The organism is Bacillus sp. LQ01, assembly GCF_057624735.1.
The window spans coordinates 1,470,449-1,487,071 of sequence record NZ_JBYEZL010000002.1 but is presented as its reverse complement, the minus strand read 5'-3'; the positions used below and the strand labels follow the sequence as shown (position 1 = coordinate 1,487,071).

Annotated in this window: 16 protein-coding genes and 1 pseudogene; 8 read left to right on the top strand and 9 right to left on the bottom strand. The window is 37.3% G+C overall.

Annotated features, from left to right (window positions below):
• Positions 1-30: 30 nt before the first annotated feature.
• The 3 genes and pseudogenes from AC22L0_RS20030 to AC22L0_RS20020 all read right to left on the bottom strand — a co-directional run bounded on the left by AC22L0_RS20030 (position 31) and on the right by AC22L0_RS20020 (position 4,275).
• A complete protein-coding gene (locus tag AC22L0_RS20030; protein ID WP_140160687.1) occupies positions 31-2,826 on the bottom strand; it encodes a collagen-like protein in 2,796 nt (931 codons plus the stop codon).
• A 146-nt stretch (positions 2,827-2,972) separates the two neighbouring features.
• Positions 2,973-3,691: pseudogene (locus AC22L0_RS20025) on the bottom strand (class I SAM-dependent methyltransferase).
• A gap of 41 nt (positions 3,692-3,732) precedes the next feature.
• Entirely contained in the window at positions 3,733-4,275 is a 543-nt protein-coding gene (locus tag AC22L0_RS20020; RefSeq protein ID WP_001072946.1) for a CGNR zinc finger domain-containing protein, read from the bottom strand.
• A 112-nt stretch (positions 4,276-4,387) separates the two neighbouring features.
• Between AC22L0_RS20020 and AC22L0_RS20015 the strand changes: the two genes are divergently transcribed.
• The gene (locus AC22L0_RS20015; protein WP_087964989.1) at positions 4,388-5,581 is read left to right on the top strand and encodes an MDR family MFS transporter; all 1,194 of its coding nucleotides are present in this window, start codon (positions 4,388-4,390) and stop codon (positions 5,579-5,581) included.
• A gap of 40 nt (positions 5,582-5,621) precedes the next feature.
• Here the strand turns inward: AC22L0_RS20015 and AC22L0_RS20010 are convergent, their stop codons facing one another.
• Positions 5,622-6,536: a tetratricopeptide repeat protein gene (locus AC22L0_RS20010; protein ID WP_016111539.1), complete on the bottom strand. Its 915-nt coding sequence runs from the start codon at positions 6,534-6,536 to the stop codon at positions 5,622-5,624.
• 296 nt (positions 6,537-6,832) lie between these two features.
• Between AC22L0_RS20010 and AC22L0_RS20005 the strand changes: the two genes are divergently transcribed.
• The gene (locus AC22L0_RS20005; RefSeq protein WP_140160688.1) at positions 6,833-7,213 is read left to right on the top strand and encodes a hypothetical protein; all 381 of its coding nucleotides are present in this window, start codon (positions 6,833-6,835) and stop codon (positions 7,211-7,213) included.
• A gap of 76 nt (positions 7,214-7,289) precedes the next feature.
• The gene (locus tag AC22L0_RS20000) at positions 7,290-7,529 is read left to right on the top strand and encodes a DUF3923 family protein (RefSeq protein WP_000747679.1); all 240 of its coding nucleotides are present in this window, start codon (positions 7,290-7,292) and stop codon (positions 7,527-7,529) included.
• A gap of 123 nt (positions 7,530-7,652) precedes the next feature.
• Here AC22L0_RS20000 and AC22L0_RS19995 read toward each other — a convergent pair whose 3' ends face one another.
• The 4 genes from AC22L0_RS19995 to AC22L0_RS19980 form a co-directional block, all read right to left on the bottom strand.
• The gene (locus tag AC22L0_RS19995; RefSeq protein ID WP_000938438.1) at positions 7,653-8,201 is read right to left on the bottom strand and encodes a DUF2179 domain-containing protein; all 549 of its coding nucleotides are present in this window, start codon (positions 8,199-8,201) and stop codon (positions 7,653-7,655) included.
• Positions 8,202-8,399: 198 nt separating this feature from the next.
• Entirely contained in the window at positions 8,400-8,813 is a 414-nt protein-coding gene (locus AC22L0_RS19990) for an ATP synthase subunit I (RefSeq protein WP_000613876.1), read from the bottom strand.
• Positions 8,814-8,865: 52 nt separating this feature from the next.
• Positions 8,866-10,194, bottom strand: a complete 1,329-nt coding sequence (locus AC22L0_RS19985) for a hemolysin family protein (RefSeq protein ID WP_000402256.1) — start codon at positions 10,192-10,194, stop codon at positions 8,866-8,868.
• Between the two features lie 119 nt (positions 10,195-10,313).
• Positions 10,314-10,721, bottom strand: coding sequence for a MerR family transcriptional regulator (locus tag AC22L0_RS19980; RefSeq protein ID WP_000285635.1), 408 nt, complete (start codon positions 10,719-10,721; stop codon positions 10,314-10,316).
• A gap of 261 nt (positions 10,722-10,982) precedes the next feature.
• Between AC22L0_RS19980 and AC22L0_RS19975 the strand changes: the two genes are divergently transcribed.
• The 5 genes from AC22L0_RS19975 to AC22L0_RS19955 all read left to right on the top strand — a co-directional run bounded on the left by AC22L0_RS19975 (position 10,983) and on the right by AC22L0_RS19955 (position 15,852).
• The gene (locus AC22L0_RS19975) at positions 10,983-11,756 is read left to right on the top strand and encodes a glycosyltransferase family 2 protein (RefSeq protein ID WP_000750974.1); all 774 of its coding nucleotides are present in this window, start codon (positions 10,983-10,985) and stop codon (positions 11,754-11,756) included.
• A gap of 115 nt (positions 11,757-11,871) precedes the next feature.
• A complete protein-coding gene (gene rfbF, locus AC22L0_RS19970; RefSeq protein WP_087964993.1) occupies positions 11,872-12,639 on the top strand; it encodes a glucose-1-phosphate cytidylyltransferase in 768 nt (255 codons plus the stop codon).
• A gap of 1 nt (position 12,640) precedes the next feature.
• Complete coding sequence (gene rfbG / locus AC22L0_RS19965) at positions 12,641-13,696, top strand: CDP-glucose 4,6-dehydratase (protein ID WP_000168658.1); 1,056 nt, start codon at positions 12,641-12,643, stop codon at positions 13,694-13,696.
• Positions 13,697-13,708: 12 nt separating this feature from the next.
• On the top strand, positions 13,709-14,932 hold the full coding sequence (locus AC22L0_RS19960; protein WP_487272418.1) for a methyltransferase domain-containing protein: 1,224 nt from the start codon (positions 13,709-13,711) through the stop codon (positions 14,930-14,932).
• On the top strand, positions 14,929-15,852 hold the full coding sequence (locus AC22L0_RS19955; protein WP_000758371.1) for an NAD-dependent epimerase/dehydratase family protein: 924 nt from the start codon (positions 14,929-14,931) through the stop codon (positions 15,850-15,852). The genes AC22L0_RS19960 and AC22L0_RS19955 overlap by 4 nt, the downstream gene beginning before the upstream one ends.
• On the opposite strand, the gene AC22L0_RS19950 is transcribed toward AC22L0_RS19955, so the two are convergent.
• On the bottom strand, positions 15,821-16,621 hold the full coding sequence (locus tag AC22L0_RS19950; RefSeq protein WP_071686365.1) for a glycosyltransferase family 2 protein: 801 nt from the start codon (positions 16,619-16,621) through the stop codon (positions 15,821-15,823). The two genes, AC22L0_RS19955 and AC22L0_RS19950, sit on opposite strands and share 32 nt — an antisense overlap.
• Positions 16,622-16,623 lie beyond the last annotated feature (2 nt).

Sequence of the window (16,623 nt, the reverse complement as noted above, 5' to 3'; positions counted from 1 at the left end):
CAAAGACATTCCTTGTGTTTTTTATATTCTTTATAAAATTCTCACTACATTTAAGCTTGCTGTAATCGCACCTGCTATAGTAGTCACATGCCCTACACCTAACGGGCCATTTTGTAATATTAATGTTGAATTGGCACTCGTCACATTCACAAGAAGTGTATTTGAAATGGCTGGTTCGATTACTACAGTTGATGTCGTTACGTTTTGTATAAAACTCCCTGTTAGTTGCGTTCCATTTAATAGCAATCTAACAGATACTGTCTCATTCCCACCATTTGCATCCCCTTGAAAATAGTAGCTTACTAAATATATTCCTGGCGTCGTTACTGTGACTGTCGTAGCACTAGTTAAAGATACACCAGTTCCATATACAGTGGATCCAGAATTAATTGGGATGTTGGCACTTGCTGCAATTGTGCTTGTTGATGTAGAAAAGAAATATCCGCCACCTGTCGATATAGCAGATGATCCTGTTGCTCCAGTTAAGCCTGTTGGACCCGTGGCTCCTGTTGGGCCTGTTACTCCTGTTCCCCCTGTCGCTCCTGTTATTCCTTGTATGCCTTGTATTCCGGTCGGTCCAGTTGCACCAGTCAATCCTGTCGCTCCTGTTGCGCCGGTTGCTCCCGTCACACCTTTTAGGCCTTGAATTCCTTGGATTCCTTGTGGGCCTGTTATTCCAGTCACTCCTGTTGCTCCCGTCGGACCCGTTATCCCTTGCGAACCTTGGATTCCTTGGATTCCTTGTGGACCTGTTACTCCCGTAGAGCCGGTCGCTCCTGTTGGGCCTGTTACTCCTTGTGGACCTTGAATTCCTTGAGGACCTTGAGGACCCGTTACTCCCGTCGGACCTGTTGCTCCAGTTGCACCGGTTGGACCCGTCGAGCCAGTTATACCTTGTATGCCTTGAGGTCCAGTCGGGCCTGTTGGACCAATCGGACCTTGAATTCCTTGCAGACCTTGAATTCCCTGTGAACCGGTTGGACCTTGTATCCCTTGTATTCCCTGAATCCCTTGCGGGCCTGTTGCACCAGTTGGACCGGTTGGACCTGTTATGCCACTCGGACCTTGTACGCCTTGCACTCCTTGAGGACCGGTTGGACCACTCGGACCTTGGATTCCTTGTAGCCCCTGTAAACCAGTTGGACCGGTCGCTCCCCTTACTCCTTGCTCACCTTGTATGCCTTGTATCCCTTGAGGGCCGGTTGGACCGATTGGCCCCTGTGCCCCTTGCACTCCTTGTATTCCTTGCACTCCTTGCGCTCCTGTTGGACCCGTTATTCCTTGTAATCCTTGAGGACCTTGCAAACCAATAGCTCCAGTCGGTCCTATTATTCCTTGCACTCCTTGAGGACCTTGGGCACCTTGTGTACCTGTCAATCCGGTAGTCCCTTGTATCCCTTGAACACCTTGAGGACCTTGTGTTCCAGCTGCTCCTGTTTCCCCTTGAATTCCTTGAACTCCTTGTATACCTTGTGCTCCAGCAGGACCAGTTGCTCCTCGGATTCCTTGTGTTCCTTGAGCTCCTTCCGCTCCTGTAACACCAACTGGACCAGCTATCCCTTGTATTCCCACCATTCCTTGTGCACCTGTTGGACCTATCACACCTTGTATACCTTGAATACCTTTAGGACCTTCTGCACCAGTTGGACCAGTTACTCCCAGCGGACCTTGTATTCCTTGAGAACCTTCTGCACCAGTTGGACCTGCTATACCTTGGTTACCTTGAGGACCTTGTGCTCCTTGTACTCCAACTGCTCCAACTACACCTTGGGAACCTTGCGCTCCCCTTACACCTTGAGAACCTGTTGGACCTGTTATACCTTGCACTCCTTGCGCTCCAATTGGTCCTATCCCTCCGCTTACACCTGTTGAACCGGTCGCACCCGTTGGACCTGTTGGACCTCCTGGTGGACCGGGTGGGCCAGCTGGTCCAGTCACCCCACTAGAAGGGCCAATTGGACCGGTCACTCCCGTCGGACCGCCCGGTGGTCCTTCTGAGCCCTGAGTGCCAATACTACCCGTCGCTCCTGTTATACCTCTTATTCCCTTTATCCCTTGAAAACCTGTTGCTCCCGTTATACCTTGTATTCCTTGCACACCTTGTGGTCCTTGTAAACCTATTACACCTGTTATCCCCTTTATTCCACTTATACCTTGGGCACCTTGCATTCCAGTAGAACCAGTTGGACCCACTTCACCTTGTATTCCTTGAGCTCCTTGTGGGCCTTCTTCTCCAGTAATTCCTTGTATACCTTGGAAGCCGTCTTCCCCTTGTATACCAATAGCCCCTTGCTCTCCTTGTATTCCTTGAACACCTTGAGGGCCTTGTGGACCAGTTATACCCGAGACTCCAGTTATGCCCCTCTCTCCCTGCATTCCTTGTGCCCCTGTTTGTCCTCGCTCACCTATTTCCCCTTGTATTCCTTGTATGCCTTGTATACCTTGACTACCAGCAGGACCCGTAGCTCCTTGTATTCCTTCTAATCCTTGTACTCCAATATCACCAATTAGACCTTGGTTACCGATTAATCCTTGAGCACCTTGGAGACCAGTCGGGCCAGTTATACCTTGCTCTCCTGTATCACCAATAGCCCCTTGTATTCCTTGTGCTCCTGTTGTCCCTTGGGGACCTTGTATTCCCCTGATACCTTGAGGACCTTGGGGCCCAGTTGCTCCCGTCGGTCCAGTCACCCCTGTAGGACCAACAGGACCTTCATGCCCTCCAGTTGGACCGATTGGACCACTATTACCTGTCGGACCCGTTGCTCCTATAAGCGGAAGAGGCAGTGCCACTCCAAATTTTTTGCACTTTCTATGATGACGCACAACAATCCCCCTTCCCCAAAATAATTACACCTTTTATATGAAATGCATTTTTATAAGAAAAGTACACCTTTGACCTCATTTTTTTAAAATAAAGAAGCCTATCATTTCATCTATTTGAAATCATAGGCTTCTTTTATAAAAACACTTTACTTTCTAGCTTTAATAATAAAAGTAGTCGGCACCATTCTAGCTTTATATAAAGAATAATACTTCGTAGACGGCTCAGCTAGTTCTCCATCAAACGAGCTTGATGGTTCAGGCTCTTCTATTCTCTCAATTTTAAATCCCGCACTATTTAACTCATTTATGTATGTACTTATTTTTCTCTTATATAATGTCGCTTGTACATTTTCTCCTTTAAATGTTTCAAACGTAATGGGCGTTTCCTCATGATAAGAAGACTTTATAGCAACTTCTTCTGTACCATACTGTAAGTTTGAATATATGGGATGCTCCCAGCTAAAAATAAAACTTCCTCCTGGCTTTACATACGAATAAATCAATTCCAACGTTTTTCTTAAATCCGAAGTCCAATTTAATGCATAAATAGAATATACAATATCAAAATACCCTTTCGGAATATTCAATTCCTCTTCCATTTCTCCGCATACTAACTTTGGATTCCAACTCTTTAACGTTTCATTCGCCACTTCAATTTGTGCACTTGAAAGATCAAGCCCCCATATATTGCAATGAATGTCCACTTCCGCATCCCCAATATCAAGAACTTTTTTATTTCTGATTGAATCTCATCTTCAGACGCTGTATACGGACCATATTTAGGTAAACAATCCACTTGAAAGAAATAAGGTGCAACTGTATCCCAACACTTTTTATTTGTAGCTAGCATTTGTGTGCCTTTCATATTATTCATTCCCCCATCCATTTTTCTTTCTCTAATATTACTTACATATCATAACCAGATCGCCCTTTTCTCTTCGCCCGGTAGTTTTTCACTTTCGCAATCGTACCGCATGCTCTTCCTCCTTCTTCTCCAGCATACATACCGCACCATCTTTTACTTCCATTTCGCGAATAATCATAAAATACCCAGCGACAATCTGGACATGCTTTTAACCTTCCCCACACATTTTCTTGAATTGACATTAACACAATGCTTAACACTTTTGTATACACATTCTCTTCATATACTGGTTCATATGTAATACCTTTCATATCATCCTTTATATGTACATGAAATGGGTATTTCTCTAACCATTTTTGTAATGATCCTTCGCCTTCAATTGTCATCCGAATATCTTCTCGAAAACCTCTTAATTCCTCTATCGTATGAAATGGAAACTCTTCATCAAAATATTCTTTCATAAAGAGCTTTATATCTTCTTTTGTTTGCAGCAAATCAATTGGCTCTCTCGTATCGTTTGGTATTCTCCATGTATTTAAAAATTCCCGAATATATTCTAGTTCATTTGGAGCGTTTTGATTCAATTCGATCCACCTTCTTCTTAAAATTTACTTTTTTCTGACTTTATGTATAATTATAGTATAAAATAGTTAACCATCAAATAATTTTACTGGTTACATAATTAGGAGGATTTCTATGAAAGGTTTCTCAACACCGATACGTTTCATGCTTATTTCTTCATTTTTTATGTCTTTTGGGTATTTTGCAGTATACGCATTTTTAGCTATTTATCTATTAACCTTTCTTCATTTTTCTGCTGTCCAAGTAGGAACAGTGTTGACGATTATGACAATTACATCACGAGTTATCCCATTATTCTCAGGGTTAATTGCTGACAAAATAGGCTATATCATTATGATGATAGCCGGATTATTTTTAAGAGGAGTCGGATTTATCGCTTTAGGAATATGCTCTGATTTCTATACAATTTCTATTTCTTCTGCACTTATTGGCTTCGGAACTGCATTTTACGAACCTGCCGCTCGCGCTATATTTGGCTCACAGCCAGCTCATTTGAGAAAAAATTTATTTACATATTTAAACCTTAGCTTTAATTGCGGTGCAATAATCGGACCAATTGCAGGAGGATTCTTACTCTTACTCGATCCACTCTACGCTTTCTCTCTAACAGGATCTCTTATGCTGTTATTTGCTTTTATTTTTTACTTACTTAAAAATCACTTCCAAGTCACTACTGAAAACACGTCTATTACATTAGGAATACAGGTCATCTTACAAAACAAATCTTTCCTTCTGTTTTCCTTTATCATGATTTTCTTCTATATTATGTTTACTCAGCTTACTGTCGCACTTCCACTTCATATGAAAAACATTAGTAATAGCAATCAACTTGCTACACTCGTTATTACGATAAATGCGATAACAGGCGTCATATTTATGGTATTATTCCGAAAATTATTCCACAAATACAACACACTTTCGATTATTAAATACGGTGTTTTATTAATGAGTACTTCCTTTTTACTCATTCCTTTATTTCAACACCCATATTGGCTCTTTATTTGTGTAATTTTATTTACAATCGGTGAAACACTCGTATTACCTAACGCTGATATCGCTATTGCAAATTACAGTAATGAATCATATACAGCCACTTTCTTCGGATTTTATCAACTATCACTCGCATTTGGTTTTATCATTGGTAATTATACCGGTACATCTTTTACATCCAACTTAAGCAGAATGTATACACCATGGCTTATTTTTGGCGGAATAGGACTTATTGGTTTTATTTCACTACATATTTTGAATATAAAAAAAGTGGCCTCTAAAGAGGATATACACCTATGTAATACAAGCGACCTATAACGAAAAAGATTCGACCATCATATGTGACAGTCGAATCTTTTTATTTTTCATATTCAAGGTGATTATGTCTTTTACAACCAAATAAATAGCAAGCCCCTATATGATCAGTTTCAAACTCTAATCCTGGAACGTATCCAGATTTGATACGTTCTACCATTGTTTTATAACAATTATTCTCTTCTGTATATTCCTCAATTAACTCTTTCTTATCATTTTCTGTCCAGTTTTCTTCTACTTCTTCACTCTGAACATCTTCTATTTCTGCTGTTTTCGCTTCGATAGATTCCCGTATAACTTCATTTATACGGGAGAAATTATTCGTTTTATATAGAGCATACACAAATCTACCAATCCAATTAGGACTTTTCCAGCATTCTTTATATCCCTTTTCGAACCATTCAATTGCTTCTTTATAGCAATTCAATTCAACATATAAATCTGCTACATTAATTTCCCCTAAAAAATTATCAGATTCCCTGTTAAAAGTATCTAACTTCTCTTTTGCTTCTGTCGTTCGTTCTAAATCAATTAAACATTTTACATAGCTATACATGATATAGTCCGAATCCCCTGCAACTCGTAAAAAAAATTCCGAAGCTTTTTCCAGCTCTCCAAGGTTATAATGAGCTACAGCTACATTATGATATGCTTCATCCGATGGTTGAATCGAAATAGATTTTTGTAATACTTCTTTCGCTTCTGTCCATTTTTCTTGTTTCATGTAAATGTCCCCTAAGATGTTATAAGGAAAGTATGAAGAAGGATTCAACTTAACAACTTCTCTTATTAATTCAAGAGCTTTATCATCATTCTCTTCCTCATAGAAGTACATCCAAGCAAGATTATTGAGAGATTGTACGTCTCTAGATTCATGTACTGCTTGTTGAAACAGTTCCATTGCTTCCTCATATTTATTTTGTTCAAACATTTCAATTGCCTTCTCGTTAATGTTCAAATAACTACCTCCGAAGTGAATAAATTCATCTACGCTTTATCATTATTTTAAGATGTAAAAATTGAAATTTCTATAAAAAATTTCTTTATCCTGTCTACATTTCGATTGAAATAGAAGCTAAAACACACGAATTTACAACAATGAGTAAATTTTTCAATCTCCCTTAAATTGGATATACATCCTGTTTCATTTTACATATTATGGTACAATCAAAAGGGTACTAACTAAACATTTACGCTCCACACTAGTAATCTAGCAATACCAAAATCAAAATTCACATGGAATTGAGGGATGTTATGAAACAGAAATTAGCTGTTCTTCTATTCACTGGAATCATATTATCAGGATGTTCAACTATAGCAGAGAATTCTTTAGAAAGCGGGAAAGGCAGTATGGAATTATTAACACCAACGATCACAACAAAAGATAATGAATTAGAAATTAAAACTAAAGGCATTGATGAAAATAAAGTAACTTTTATTTATGTTGCTAATAAAAAAGTGTTGGAACAAAAGCTAAAGAATGGTGAATCCTACAAGCTTAACATTAAAGATATCGAACACGCTCATAGGACGGACTACAAACCAAAAGTTCAACTTTTGCAAACGAAAGATGATAATGATGATGGAGAAATGGTAACCTTTAAACAAGTTCGATATACAGTTAAGAAAAACTAATTTTATAGTTATTTCATTATAAATGTAACGAACGAAAATATCCTTTTAACAGAGTAGAAATGTAAGGGGTGCTAACATGAAAAAACGATGGATTTCTTGGTGGATTGGTAACATATTTTGGATTATCGTTTTTGGAATATGGGCCGCTATTATTTGGCTACGAGATGTTGATGGGGCTGGTGTTATTCAAACACCTGAAATTAAATCAATATCACTTATCGTTTTATTAATTGCGTTTATCATACCGGTATTTTTTCAAATTATATGGCTAATCATTAATTTGAGAATGAGTAAAAAAAATAATTATACGATTTAGTTTTTTTGAATTAATAGATGAATATTTTTCATAAAAAAAGAGAGAAATCTACATCAAAATAGATTCCTCTCTTTTACATTTGGACTTATACTGCACTTTTACTGCAGCACTACTCCTCTTTTTTTACGATGCATGTTCATCTTTCTTTTTCATTAACGCTCTTTTCTTCATCGCCTTCGTTAAATATCCACCTTTAAACGAGCGAATTTCATACGAAGACATAAACGCTTTCGGTGCAATTTCATTAATGATTTCTAAAAGCTCTTTCTCTCTAGAACGCTTTGCAACGATATCTAAGCGATAACGTATAGAATTAATACCTTCGCCTTCAAATACTGTAACACCAAATCCAGAGTGACGTAATTCATCTACTAATTCATTACAACGGTCTAGTAAACTAACTTGATACGTAATATAACCAATTGCTAATTTATTCTCTATATAACCGCCTAATAACAGTCCCGCACTAAAGCCAATGACATAGGCAACGATGTTCATCCAATTTGATAAATCTTGAAACACAATACCTAAACTGACAATGTAAATAGCTCCTTCTAACAATCCAACACCAGCAGCGGATCTTGTTTGATTCTTTACAAGCAAAATCGTACGGATTGTTAAAATGGGAACGTAAATAATTTGAAGCACAAAAATAAGTAGCGCTTGTAACATTGGTATCCACCTCTTTCAAAAAGTCTTTTGTCATAATAACATACATAACCTTTAGAAATCGATGGGTTTTTTAAAAAATTTTTATTATTTTTCATAGTATTGAAAAACACAAAAAAGAAGCGTATTATATTTGTCGTTAATTTGGTTACTTGTATCAAATTACTAAAATAAAAAAGGAACCCGATTAGGTCCCTTTCATCATAGCTCTATGTTTTTCGAAGCATGTTCCCTTTGCTTCTCTTCTTCTTTCACTAACTGCATATTTGCATACGCTAAATTTGCAATCATTAAAAAGTGACCACCTAAAATACCTGTACCGAATGCCCACATTTCCATTTCATGCTCAATTTCATACATGATGATAGCTCCTAAAATAGCAGCTGCAAATCGGTTTAAAACTCCTAATCCAGGAGCCTTTTCCTTCATTACGATACTTTTTCCGAGTTTCTCCACTCTGCGAGCTAATAACCAAAGACAATAGGCGCTTACTGCTAATCCAATACCGAACCCTGTCACTTGTTTTCCAAACGGAGTAATCGTCCACATAAGTAGTAAACCACTAAAGATCACATACAATTGTAATCGATATACACGTAAGGCTTCTTGAATCAAAATATCCGCTCCTAAGTTCTCATTTTTTGTACTTTAGAAGAAAAGCAGCAACTTACACAGTTGCTGCTTTCTCTTCTTCTTGTTCTTGTTCCATCTTACGAATTTCAACACGTTTAATTTGGTAAGCGTCTTTTTCTAACACTTTAAATTCATAACCTTCCGCGTCAACATGTTGTCCTTCTTCGATTTCATGATTTTGCATCATAATCCATCCACCGATTGTATCCACATCATCTTCTTCGATGTGTAATCCAAATAAATCTTTCACTTCTGAAATAAGCACTTTTCCATCAACAATGATATGTTGCTCGTTCACATGTTGAATTGGCGGTGCCTCATCTTCATCATATTCGTCACGAATTTCGCCGACGATTTCCTCCAAGATATCTTCAAGCGTTACAATTCCGGCTGTTCCTCCGTACTCATCATATAAAACAGCCATCGGAATTCGCTTCTTCTGCATTTGAAGTAATAAATCGTGAATTGGAGTCGTTTCCATCACTTCAATAATCGGACGCATATACGAGCGAATAGATGATAAATCTTTTTGATCCTCGGTCATATATCGAATAAAGAAATCTTTTACGTTGACCATACCGATAATATCATCTTTATCTTCTCCAAAAATCGGATAACGTGTGTATCGCTCATTTTGGATTACTTTCATGTGTTCTTCTACTGAATCTTCCAGGTAGAAACCAACGATTTCTGTTCGCGGTACCATAATCTCTTTTGCAATACGATTATCAAATTCAAAAATGTTATTTACATACTTGTATTCAGCTTGATTAATTTCGCCACTTTCATAGCTATCTGAAAGGATAAGACGTAATTCTTCTTCTGTATGAGCTACTTCATGTTCTGAAGCTGGCTTTAAACCGAATAAACCAGTTATCACACGAGCTGAACCGTTCAATACCCAAATAAATGGATACATTACTTTATAGAACATCATTAATGGACCTGCCAATAATAACGTTACCCTTTCAGCCTTTTGAATTGCCATCGTTTTCGGAGCTAATTCCCCTACTACAACGTGTAAATACGTCATAATCATAAAAGCAAGACCAAATGTTAATACTGATGAAATAGAAGGATTTAAGTTCCATTTCTCAAATAACGGGTGTAATAACTTTTCAATTGTCGGTTCACCTAACCAACCTAATCCCATAGCTGTAACTGTAATACCTAATTGACAAGCAGATAAATATTCATCTAAATTTGTTGTTACCTTTTTCGCTGCTAAAGCACCGCGTTTTCCTTCCGCAACAAGCTGATCGATACGACTTGAACGTATCTTTACAATCGCAAACTCTGCTGCTACGAAAAATCCAGTAAATGCGATTAAAATCGCAACCATGACTAAATTAAATATTTCCAATGAATCCCCTTAGTTAAAAAACTAAGGTGTCCACCTCCTGTATACTATAATGTTTTCTTATTTGTTTGTTAGAAAACATAGCCCGATACAAAAATTAAAGAGGTCGGATTTCACTTATTCTATAATAATAGAGCAAGTGTCTGTATTAAAGCTGTCGTTTGACCAGATAAAGATTTCGATATTTTTTCACGTTGTGAATCAGTCAATCCATCTAAAAGCGGCTTTAACTCAGTAAGCTCCACTTCTAATTGATGAATATGGTCTGTCACTTCATTCACTTGTTTCGAAACGTGTTCATTGATACCGAGCAGCTTCTTCTTCTCCTCGATTTTCTCTTTAATCTCACAAAGCGGCATATGCATTTCTTTGCACTTCTCAATAAATTGTAATGTCTCAAATGCTGTTTCGTCGTAATAGCGATAATTAGATTGAGATCGCTCCGCTTTTAAGATACCTAGATTCGTATAATAATCAATCGTTCGTTTCGACACGTGAGCCATGAGAGCCAACTGTCCGATTCGATACACCTTCCCAACGATCTTCCCCCCTTGTTTATATTACTTACATCATACAACACATAAACTGTACAGTCAAACGTGACGGTTTATTATTCACAATTTATACAAAATTCCAATCTCCTCCTATGATGATTCAATACGAGTAATCTACACTTATACAATAAAATTACTAAACTACTACCTAATCACTACATTGTCTGCCACTTTTAACCTTTCTTATTTAAAAGCATATCCTACTAATAATGATTGCTTGTATAGGAGGGAATTAATATGAAAAAGACAATCATTTCTCATTTTTATAATGAAGAATACCTACTTCCATGGTGGCTTATGCATCACACGAAAATATTCGATCACGGCATTTTAATTAATAGAGGGTCTACAGATCGTTCCGTAGAGATTTGTAAACTATTAGCACCCCACTGGGAGGTACGAAATTCAAGATTTCTTGAGTTTGATCCAACTAATACTGATATTGAAGTGATGGAAATTGAAAGAGAAGTTTCAGGTTGGAAAATCGTTTTAAATACTACTGAATTCTTTTGTTGTAATAATACTGAAGAATTTTTTTCATCTCTTCATACACTAGGCCAAAACATGTATGCGATTAGAATGATTTTAATGATAGATAATCATAATTATAATTATTCAAAGCCTAGATATTCTATCCCCTTAGTAGAACAGCGATACCACGGTGTCTTCCCTTATAACCCAAATCTCGGATGTGCTTGGAGATTTATTCACAATCATCTAGACGGTGCATATTTACCTGGTAGACATCATTCGCGGCACGGATATATAATTTATGACTATCCTTCATTTATTTTAAAATTTTATTTTAGCCCTTGGAATGAACAATCAAAGGCAAGAAAATTACAAATTACACCTACCCTTTCAAAAAGGGGTGTTCAAATGGGACTTCAAACACATTACGGTCAATCTCCTGAAGTACTGGACATACGTTTTTTAGAGCTTAGTAACCTAACACAAGACCTCCGTCATAACCCTGAATATCAAAAATTATTTCCAAAATTCAAACCGTAATATTTTCTGCATCGTCATCACCTCAAACATTTTCATTCACTTAATCAAAAACAATCTCATTTGCATAAAACATGAATACTGTATAAATAATAAATTTTTATTTTAGGAGGAAAAAATGAAAGCTGTTATTCTTGCTGGTGGGTACGGTACAAGAATTGGGGAAGAAACACATTTAAAACCGAAACCTATGATTGAAATTGGAACAAAACCCATTCTATGGCACATTATGAGTTTGTATAGTCATTACGGGATTACTGAGTTTATTATTTGCTTAGGCTATAAAGGATATGCAATTAAAGAGTTCTTTCTAAATTACAACTTACACATGTCTGATTTCACAATACAGTTAAACGATAATACAATTACTAGCCATTCTCATCGTGTAGAACCATGGAAAGTTACACTAATCGATACTGGTGTAAATACCGAAACGGGTGGCCGAGTGAAAAAGATTCAAAATTATGTCGGAGACGAACCTTTCTGCCTCACTTATGGTGATGGATTAAGTAATGTAAATATAAAAGAACTTATTACATTCCATAAAAAACATGGAAAAATGGCTACTGTTACTGCCGTACAACCTCCTGGTAGATTCGGTTCTCTCATATTAGATAAACAGTCTGTAACATCTTTTCAAGAAAAACCATTAGGTGATGGCGGATGTGTTAACGGTGGATTTTTCATTTTAAATCCTGAAGTTTTCAATTACATTAGTGGAGATAAGTCTGTTTTTGAAACAGACTCTTTAGTTCAGTTAGTAAATAAAAATGAATTGGCCGCATATCAACATTCTGGTTTTTGGCATCCGATGGATACATTGCGCGATAAAAATAAATTAGTCGAGCTATGGGAAAGTAATAACGCTCCGTGGAAGGTTTGGTAATATGGCTTCATCATCTTTTTGGAATAAGAAAAAAGTATTTATTACGGGACATACTGGATTTAAAGGCTCCTGGCTCACCCTTTTCTTAAGTTCTTTAGGTGCAGAAGTAGTAGGCTTTTCTTCTCATCCCCCATCCATTCCTAACATTTTCGAACAAGGTAACGTAGCAAAAGAGTGCACGACAATGAAAGGCGATATTACAGATTACCATTCTTTATTTCATGCCATGAAGCAGCATAAACCTGACATAATATTTCATTTAGCAGCTCAGCCAATCGTAACTGCTTCATACAAAAACCCTATCGATACATTCAAAACGAATGTTTTAGGTACTGTTCACGTGCTAGAAGCAGCAAAGTCCGTCGAAAGCGTACGTGCCATTATTAATGTGACAAGCGATAAATGTTATGAGAATGACGGTAGTGGCGACCGAGCGTTCGTGGAAAATGACCGACTAGGAGGTTTCGACCCTTATAGCGCTAGTAAAGCTTGCGCTGAAATAGTGGCAACATCCTATCAAAAATCATTCTTCCGCACTAATACCCAGAAACTCGCCTCAGTCAGAGCTGGTAACGTCATCGGCGGTGGTGATTGGGCAGAAGATCGATTATTCCCTGATATCATTCGGGCATATTTGCACAATCATACTTTGTGTATTCGAAACAAATATGCCGTCCGTCCGTGGCAACATGTTTTAGATCCTCTACATGGCTATATCCTTTTAGCTGAGAAACTTTGGAATGATGCTAAATATGCAGAAGCGTGGAATTTCGGCCCAATGAATGAACCTAACAGAACCGTTCATGATGTCATTGAATCTGTAATAAAATTATGGAATAACCCACTAACAATCATTTCCTCCTCTACAAATACTCCTTATGAATCACCTGTTTTAACACTCAATAGTACAAAAGCAGTAAACAAACTCGGCTGGACTCCTAAGTTATCAACAGATGATTCTATCGCTTGGACTGTTGATTGGTACAAAAAATATGCATCTGGTGAAAATATAGAATCTTTCACACGACAACAAATCGATGCATTCAAAAATTTATAAAGGGGCTATAAAATGGAACAGAAAAAATGCCGTTTTTGCCACTCATTACTAACCCACACTTTTTTAGATTTGGGCGTTTCCCCTCTCGCTAATTCATTTGTAGCTCCTGAAAGCTCATATAAAATGGAACCTTTTTATCCGCTGCACACATTTGTTTGTCACTCTTGTTTACTCGTACAGCTAGATGAATTTGAATCCCCGCAAAATATTTTTCATAACTATTTATACTTCAGCTCTTACTCCTCAAGTTGGCTACTACACGCTAAACAATATGTAGAAATGGCGATTAAGCGTTTCAACTTAACGAAACATTCAAAAGTGATTGAAATCGCAAGTAACGATGGGTACTTATTACAATACTTTAAAAAAGAAAATATCGAGACATTGGGAATTGAACCCGCGAAAAACGTAGCAGAAATTGCTATCAAAAAAGGAATTCCTACTCATGTGAATTTTTTCAGTAATGACTTAGCAAAAAAATTGCCACAAGCTGATTTAATCGTCGCAAATAACGTATTAGCACATGTTCCAAACTTGCATGATTTTGTTGCTGGTTTAAAAACACTATTAAAACGTGATGGCACGATAACAATCGAATTCCCGCACTTATTAAACCTTATATCCTTTAACCAATTTGATACCATCTACCATGAACACTTCTCCTACTTCTCACTTATAAGCCTTCAAAAAATTTTAGCTCATCATCATTTACAAATTGTTGATGTAGAAGAGCTTTCAACACATGGTGGTTCATTACGTATTTTTGTAAACCATCTAAGTTCCCAATCCACTATCCATTCCAACGTTACAAACTTACTCCAAAAAGAAGTCAATCACGGACTCGATACATTAGATTGCTATCTCCTTTTTTCTAAACGAGTGGAACAATTGAAAATAAATATTTTAAAGTTTTTTATCAAAGCAAAAGCTTTAAACAAACAAATCATCGGCTACGGCGCTCCGGCTAAAGGAAACACCCTGTTGAATTATTGCGGAATAGGTAAAGAATTTTTAGCGTATACAGTAGATAAAAATCCTCACAAACAAAATCTCCTTTTACCAGGAACTCGTATTCCAATAAAATCTCCAGCAGAAATTAAACGTACAAAACCGGATTACATTCTCATACTTCCTTGGAATTTGAAAGACGAAATTATAAAAGAATGCTCTTTCATTCGTGAATGGGGCGGTAAATTTTTAGTGACAGTTCCAGAAGTTGAGGTGATTGAGCCATGAAGAAAGTTGTTGTAACAGGTGGTAGTGGCTGGATAGGTAAATATGTTGTACATTCACTTATACAAAAGGGATACGAAGTGCACGCCACGTATAATAAAAATAAACCCTCTCACCTCCCTTGCCACTGGCATAAAGTAAACTTGCTCCGCAATGACGAAGTAAAACAATTCATTTACGACGTTCAGCCTAGCCATCTCATTCACCTTGCTTGGGAAGCAGTGCCACCAGCATGCTATGTATCTATTAATAATTACTATTGGCTAAAGTCTAGTATTTCATTGATTCAGCACTTTACAACATGCGGCGGAAAGCGTGTTGTCGTTGCAGGTACTGGCGCAGAATACGAATGGTTTAACGGCGTATTATTTGAAGATTCACCGCTCCTTTCCTATAAAACCCCGTATTCTTTATGTAAAAATGCACTGCACTCCTGGCTAGAAACGTATGCACAACAAACAGGCCTCAGCATGTGTTGGGGCCGCATTTTTCATATGTATGGACCTCACGAACAAGGTAATCGGCTCGTTTCTAACATTATCACTTCCTTATTAAAAAACGAGGAAGCACTATGTACACATGGAAAACAATCGAGAGATTTCCTCCATGTAAGTGACGTCGCTGACGCTCTCGTAACAATATTAGAACACGGCGTTACAGGCACCATCAATATTGCTTCTGGTCAATCTGTACAAATTAAAGAGTTAGCTTCTATCATTGCTAAAAAGATAGGAAAAGAACATTTAATTAAACTAGGTGCAATCCCTTTCTCTAAAGATGAACCTTTATTTGTCGGGGTTAATGTAGAACGTTTAAAAACTGAAGTAAACTGGAAACCAACATACGATCTAAATACAGGAATAGAAGAAACAATTTTATGGTGGAAATCATTTATACAAAAACATAACGATATGCATCATTAAAACGTAAATCCTTCGTTCCTCTCGCTAATTCCTTATACCATTCTTCTAATCTTTCCGGCGTAACAATATGATGCGTACCCATTCCTCCATGCTTACTAGCTTCAGAAAGAGTCGGACCAATTTGTAACTTTCTCTTTCTCATCGCATCATTCCACGGACTAAACCCAAACCATAATATACAGGCAAGAGGTGGATAAATCATCGATTCATGCGCAGATAAATGTCTTCCAACCGTATAACTTCCATGCTCATGATTATGAATAAATCTTCCCCTTCTCCATAGTCTCCACTCCTCTGGTAAATAACCATGAAATCGCTGTTTCATTAAAGGTATTCCAAAGTTAAGTTCCGGATAATTATAGTTAGGATCATCGACCATAATAAGCCCTTCTAGCCAATACATCCTACCTCCCAATTCATCTAGTGATTTCCAAAACTGATTTTTATCTTGCATGCAAAGAAACTCAGTCGTATTTAAAATCATTTTCCATCCTTGTACTTCTTGTTCTATCCTCATCACTTCATGATCTGTCGCATATGCATCAAACTCTGGATTTACAGAATCTCGCACTTCCCAATGCGGTGCGAATTTTTTACAAATCTCAACGGAACGATCTGTTGAACCTTTATTAATTAAAATACCATGATCAAAAAGTTTCGTATGATGCATAAGCCACCATGGCAATAAATATTCTTCATTGTAAAAATGCGAAATAACGGTTGTAGTTATAATAATCTCCTCCTCTTTCTCTATTAATCTACTTTTTATCC

Coding starts and splice junctions, on each gene's coding strand:
- AC22L0_RS19955 (WP_000758371.1), top strand. CDS start 14,929: ATGAAGAAAGTTGTTGTAACAGGTGGTAGTGGCTGGATAGGTAAATAT.
- AC22L0_RS19960 (WP_487272418.1), top strand. CDS start 13,709: ATGGAACAGAAAAAATGCCGTTTTTGCCACTCATTACTAACCCACACT.
- AC22L0_RS20005 (WP_140160688.1), top strand. CDS start 6,833: ATGAAACAGAAATTAGCTGTTCTTCTATTCACTGGAATCATATTATCA.
- AC22L0_RS19995 (WP_000938438.1), bottom strand. CDS start 8,201: ATGTTACAAGCGCTACTTATTTTTGTGCTTCAAATTATTTACGTTCCC.
- AC22L0_RS19975 (WP_000750974.1), top strand. CDS start 10,983: ATGAAAAAGACAATCATTTCTCATTTTTATAATGAAGAATACCTACTT.
- AC22L0_RS20000 (WP_000747679.1), top strand. CDS start 7,290: ATGAAAAAACGATGGATTTCTTGGTGGATTGGTAACATATTTTGGATT.
- rfbF (WP_087964993.1), top strand. CDS start 11,872: ATGAAAGCTGTTATTCTTGCTGGTGGGTACGGTACAAGAATTGGGGAA.
- rfbG (WP_000168658.1), top strand. CDS start 12,641: ATGGCTTCATCATCTTTTTGGAATAAGAAAAAAGTATTTATTACGGGA.
- AC22L0_RS20015 (WP_087964989.1), top strand. CDS start 4,388: ATGAAAGGTTTCTCAACACCGATACGTTTCATGCTTATTTCTTCATTT.